This is a genomic window from Vibrio sp. 10N.222.46.A1, assembly GCF_041473595.1.
Taxonomy (GTDB): domain Bacteria; phylum Pseudomonadota; class Gammaproteobacteria; order Enterobacterales; family Vibrionaceae; genus Vibrio; species Vibrio tasmaniensis_A.
The window spans coordinates 1-5,398 of record NZ_JBFRSN010000138.1; the positions used below are offsets into that span (position 1 = coordinate 1).

Below are 5,398 nucleotides of genomic sequence, written 5' to 3' on the forward strand. Positions count from 1 at the left end.
TGAGCTGAGCTCAGCTCAGCTCAGCTGCAAGGAGATTATCAACAATGGTTTATCAATGGGCAGTATTTCGTCATCAGCATCCTATTTTCGGGGGAGGATGTGAACTATTTGTTGTCCTGCTCGCTTTTTTATCAATAGCCTTACCTCTAATATGTGAAGAAAGCTTATTAATACTAGGAATATCTTTAGGACTTGCCATCATCTGCTTTACTCTATTTTTACTTTTTGCCCAAAGTGACAAGATCCGAAGGTCTATGCCTAGCTAGAAAAATGCTATTAAGTCCTTAAAAAACTAGGAGCTCTTCCCTCGTTTGCTTGGGTTTTCAGCATATCTATCTAAGTGACTACTCACCGCCTATTGGGCGATGCTTCTTATTTCGTTAGCCATTGCTCGATAGTATCAAGACTTACGCAGCTTCCATAAGCAGAGACGATTATCCAACCGCCTTTAATTCTAGAAGGCCTTTATCACGGATATTAAGGGCGGCGTTTAAGTCACGATTTATGTCTGTAGTGCCGCCTGATGGACAATCCCACTTGCAAACCGATAAGGGCATTTCTTCCACTTTATGACCGCAACAACAGCACGTTTAGAGCTTGCGTCCCACTGATTTAGTTTAACTAGATATTTGCCTTGCTCTTTTAGTTTGTACTCCAACTTAAAGACAAAACTATGCCATGAGGCGTCCGCTATGTGTTTCGCCAGTTTGCGGCTTTTCATCATGTTTGTTGATTTCAATGTCTCAATTATCACCGCTTGGTTTTCGTCAACGAGAGTTCGAGAAAGCTTATGTTGAAAATCAGCACGAGCGTTAGCCACTTTTTCGTGGCATTTGGCAACGAGCAATCTAGTTTTTGCTCGATTGGCACTGCCTTTTGCTTTTCTAGATAGCTGACGCTGCTTTCGTCTGAGATTCTTCTCAGCACGTTTTACAAATCTTGGGTTAGCTGTCTTTCTACCGTTCGATTCAATAGCAAAATGAAATAGACCTAGATCAATACCAGTTACCTTGCTTAACGTAATGCTCTTAACCTTGCCTACAATCTCACGGTGATTATTCGCCTCTACAGGCTTTATTTTCGGGAGTTTGATGCACCATCAAAGACTTTTACACCAACACAGTGATAGCTCGATTGCTTACCGTGTCTACGTTTGAATGTGGGTACTTGGCTTTCAACTTCGGATTAAAGAAGTTATCAAAGGCTTGGTGACGATTGAGTACAGATTGCTGCAAGACGGTTGAATCATCTTGCTTCAACCAGTGGTATTTACGCGATTTCTTGGCAACTGCAAGTAGTGGCTTGATGTCCTTTTTAGGATTCAGTAAGTTTTGAAAAAATCACCACTCCAAGACAAAGTTGCTTGGTAGTTACAATACGCATAATCGCCTGGTGCTCACAAAGAGCAAAAGCGTTGCTCGTATAACAAACCCGAACCGATTGAATGCCGAAAACGACTGGAATATCGAAACAAAATTCAGACCTATTGATGGCCTTACCTTATGAGGGTTTGATGCCGTCGCGCATCAGCCGACCTTAATCGTTATACAGACAAGAGAGTAAACCTTTGGCCGACGCGCGATGCTCGGAGGTTGTTTCTGTCGTCTTTTCCGTTTTCTTCGCATAGGCGTCGTCTTCTCGCATTTGTTTAATGGTGGTAGCACAGTCACACACTCTGATACTCACCCCTCCCCCCGGTGCCTTTAGTATTAAGAAGTCGATTGAATTCACCCAAATCACGTGCCTGGATATGTCAGAGGAAACCGTAGAACGTATTTTCATGTGACCCTCTAAACGCCAAAACGCACATCAAAACAAAACCCTGAGCACTTAAACGTCCCCTCCTCCGTTTGCACGAATCGCAACGCTGGAAACACAGACCCGTAAGTGGTGTACAGAATAATGTGATCCGCTCGCTCGTGAAGAAACCATTCACCAAAGCCAGCGCCATTTAATTCAATGAAAAAGTCACGGATTTCATGGAAAGCAAAACGACGCGACCCCAATAGCGGAAACTGCTGCTTGATAGCTTCAACGAACCCTTGGTCTTTTAACGCTGCGATATCAGCCTGCTGCTCTGGCGACTGACGACGACTGAACATTTTCAAACGCTGGATTTTGGAAACCCAATCAGACTTTCTTTTCGCCTCATCACGACACTTTTTGACTTGAGAGCGCAACTTCAATACCGCCAAAGGACTAGAGACATCATTTTTTGGTGAGCTTTCGTGCCCAGCGGCGAAACGCTGGTCGCTGAACTTTGATTTAGAGAGAGTTAGGCTTGAGTGTCGTTGTACCATGAGGAGTTTCCTTTCTGTTTGAGTATCACTTTTATGGAGCCGCTTGGCTGTCCGGCAAACGTTCTTGGTTCTCAAGGACAAGGGCGCGAAGCGTTCATATACCCTTGTCATTGGGGTTCAGAACGATCACGGTTAACAGCCTGTGAGCCCATCAAATGATGTGAGTCGAAAGGGAAATAGGCACATAAGACAATAAGCCTTTACTCGAACTTAATTAAAGTCAGTGAAAGGAGTGAGGAAGCGCAAGCGTTCTGGCCACGCCTTCGAAATAGGACGTTCTTCATCTCAAAGCCAGCCTCAGACAATTCTAGAGGGGTGATGAGGCTACCTTTTGCTCCGGTAAAGTGATTAGCTAAACAAACGAGGTCTTCCACGATCACCTTGCTTGGTCCGTTGCCATTGTTGGATCACTTTTTCATCAATCCAAAATGTCAGCCGACCCACGATTGCAGGGGTTGGGGTGTAGATTTAACCACACTGTATTTACATTAATATCAAATTTCTCTTTTACAGGGGTCCTGTCACCCCCAAAATACAGGCTAAAAATAACAATAATCTAAACTTTCTTATCTTGCTATCGCTTCAATTAATGCCAACCCACCACCTAATCGCAAAATTTTTGATTTAAAAGACTAGTAAAATCAAAGAAATGTCATTCTCAATACTCGATTGGACTCACTTGTAAGGAAAACATAATTGATAGTTAATTTATTAGTATTCGGTCTGCATTAAGAGTTAGGTGGAGCCTCGTTTAACTGATTTTAATCAAAGGTAGTAATATATGTACACAAGGACAAGAATACTGTTCTATTTGAGTTGTTTTTTTCTCTCCTTTAATGCTAGAGCGATCGATTTATCAAATAGTTACGTGACATTTTATGAGGGACCACAATTGAGTGATCAAGCATTTCTCTACCCTATACTTAGAGAGAAAGATACTCGGGAGCTCACCTATCTTGATGACCTCATTTTAGATTCTCTGAGAGGTGGGAAGTTGGGTTATCAATATTTTGATTCCGGTGGAACGAGCGCAACTTGTCAGGGGTCCAGAGGTGGTTTCATACCAATAGGCAAGAAAACCACCGTAAGAAATCTTAGAGTCCCGTCTTGCTACAACAGCTTAATCATGCGTACGCGCTTATGTCTTTATGACAAGGACAACAAGTATATTGGAGGAAATTGTACAGACTCTTACTATGGCCATACTTTTAATCCTTTAACAGAGAAGCCTAGTGACTATAGGTACAAGAAAAATGGGACGTTTGAGGGATGTGAGTTGAACCCGGTAAAAGTAAAGCTAAGTGACATCTATGAGGATTCGGCTTTAGCCCCTGAGGCAATACATACGTACTTTCCTATTGGAACTTGTCGCGCGGTGCATTTAGAAAGTCCTGACTATAAAAGTTTTACCTCGATTCTCTCTCAGATGCATCCTAAAATATATAAGCGCTTAGGACCTAAGTGCACAGTTCTAGAAACTGAACCAGTGTCTCTAGCCCATACTAATGGGACAGTTATTCATCCTAGTATCAAACCTACAAAAGTAGGTTGCTTATAATTTTTTGCTATGTGTAGTGGTCAACTGAAATTGGCCACGGTTTTAGAGGGTACCCAAGACAATCTCTCTGATTCATTAGGTGTGAGGCCACCATTATAGTGATGTGGCCTCAATTGGCTGTAATAGCCAATGATGTATTGGATAATTTATTGTTGAGCCTCAGAAAAGCTACGATAACCTACTGTTGGGATCCACTCCGTCTTTAAGCTTCTAAAGAAACGTTCCATTGGAGCATTCTCCCAGCAATTTCCTCGTCGAGATAAACTTTGTTTTATCTGAAAACGCCACAGTAACTGACGATATTTTCTACTCATCTAGTGACTATCTTGCTCGCTGTGGAATGTAGCCCCTTTAGGCTTTCCTATACTGATGTCTCGGTAATTGACAGCTAATCGAACCAAGCGTTTTCATTAGCTTTGTTGCTAGATAACGGCTCAGAGCTACGCCTTGATTTATCACCAGATCAGCAATAGTTCTCGCTCCCGAAGAGCCATTGCTTACCGCTGCGGTCCTCACCTCGCTTGCGGTCACCCCCTCATAAATTCCGTTGTGGAAGGTCATTAATGGCGACGGCAACATACAGCGATAACACTTCATACGATGTAAGCGATTCCTTGACGTGGACGTCGAATGAGCTGAGCACGGCAACGATGACACCTACTGGCTGGTTGTCAGGGGTTGCGGTTGGCAGCACGACAGTCACGACAGCTGAAGATGGAGGCATCACCACTCACACAATCGACGTGAATGTGTTCACATGTAGAGTTACTGGATCTTCATGTCTTGAGAGCTTCGATACTGGGAGTAGGAAGATGTTTATCAACTCACCATCAAAAATATTCCTAAATAGCCTCGGCGGAGAAAATATTGGTTTTACAAAAAAAAGGAGTTAAAAGGGTTATTTAATACATACGGTAATATGTTTATCGTGCGAGTCTAGGCGCTCAGGATAAATTACTGGTCAGGGACGAATCGAGGTCCTGGTTTGAGTGTAAGACTCAAAAATGGCAGCGAAGGAACCAGTATGCCAGACAACGAGTTTTACGCCCCCTGCGTCTCAGACCCTTCACGGTTGAACCCTCGCGCTTGTGATTCTAGCCCTAAACCACCGACTAAAGTAGGGGGTTCTTTGTATAGTTTTGATGTCTTCCCAACCTCGCCCCTTTTTTCATCCCAGTCTTCATAGCAACTAGAATCAATAGCTCTAGGGTGACCACGTTCCAAGAAAGCGGCGCAATCTCGCGTCATAAGCACCGCCTCCAGCTCCCCGTATTTGTTTGAGTAAGATCGGGAGCACTTATCTCTACGCACGTTTTTGTCTTGAATGAGACCTCGACTTGCTTTGCTCTGAGGCTGATACAAGTATAATCCGGACAAATGAGCCAACCTAAATGTTCAGGCGTCCTAAGTGAGACTTTCGGAGTTTTTCCTGGCGTTTTGCTTTTAGTTGGCGAACCCACGTAGACTTACCCACATCCATGAATTGGGCTGCTTCAATGACCGATTCAAAAAATTAAATTTTTATTTAATTACCTATAAT

Annotated in this window: 5 protein-coding genes and 2 pseudogenes; all 7 read right to left on the reverse strand. The window is 43.2% G+C overall.

The window, feature by feature from the left end; translation table 11 throughout:
* Positions 1-434 precede the first annotated feature (434 nt).
* Positions 435-557 carry a transposase gene (locus AB4496_RS04950; protein ID WP_198592117.1) on the reverse strand — a complete coding sequence of 41 codons (123 nt, stop codon included), beginning with the start codon at positions 555-557 and terminating at the stop codon, positions 435-437.
* The gene (locus AB4496_RS04955) at positions 503-1,093 is read right to left on the reverse strand and encodes a transposase (RefSeq protein ID WP_338390936.1); all 591 of its coding nucleotides are present in this window, start codon (positions 1,091-1,093) and stop codon (positions 503-505) included. Before AB4496_RS04955 ends, AB4496_RS04950 begins: the two co-directional genes overlap by 55 nt.
* A gap of 443 nt (positions 1,094-1,536) precedes the next feature.
* A complete protein-coding gene (locus AB4496_RS04960; protein WP_017100372.1) occupies positions 1,537-1,782 on the reverse strand; it encodes a hypothetical protein in 246 nt (81 codons plus the stop codon).
* A gap of 8 nt (positions 1,783-1,790) precedes the next feature.
* A complete protein-coding gene (locus AB4496_RS04965; RefSeq protein ID WP_372130650.1) occupies positions 1,791-2,300 on the reverse strand; it encodes a hypothetical protein in 510 nt (169 codons plus the stop codon).
* A 1,578-nt stretch (positions 2,301-3,878) separates the two neighbouring features.
* Positions 3,879-4,362, reverse strand: a pseudogene (locus AB4496_RS04970) (integrase core domain-containing protein); the annotation flags it as partial.
* 537 nt (positions 4,363-4,899) lie between these two features.
* Positions 4,900-5,106 (reverse strand): hypothetical protein, encoded by a 207-nt coding sequence (locus AB4496_RS04975; protein WP_016800043.1) that lies wholly within the window; start codon positions 5,104-5,106, stop codon positions 4,900-4,902.
* Positions 5,107-5,246: 140 nt separating this feature from the next.
* Positions 5,247-5,362, reverse strand: a pseudogene (locus AB4496_RS04980) (IS3 family transposase); the annotation flags it as partial.
* Positions 5,363-5,398: the final 36 nt, after the last annotated feature.

What these genes read in the sequence shown, in the direction of transcription:
- AB4496_RS04950 (WP_198592117.1), bottom strand. Translation starts at nt 557, where the DNA reads ATGCCCTTATCGGTTTGCAAGTGGGATTGTCCATCAGGCGGCACTACA.
- AB4496_RS04960 (WP_017100372.1), bottom strand. Translation starts at nt 1,782, where the DNA reads ATGAAAATACGTTCTACGGTTTCCTCTGACATATCCAGGCACGTGATT.
- AB4496_RS04965 (WP_372130650.1), bottom strand. Translation starts at nt 2,300, where the DNA reads ATGGTACAACGACACTCAAGCCTAACTCTCTCTAAATCAAAGTTCAGC.
- AB4496_RS04975 (WP_016800043.1), bottom strand. Translation starts at nt 5,106, where the DNA reads ATGACGCGAGATTGCGCCGCTTTCTTGGAACGTGGTCACCCTAGAGCT.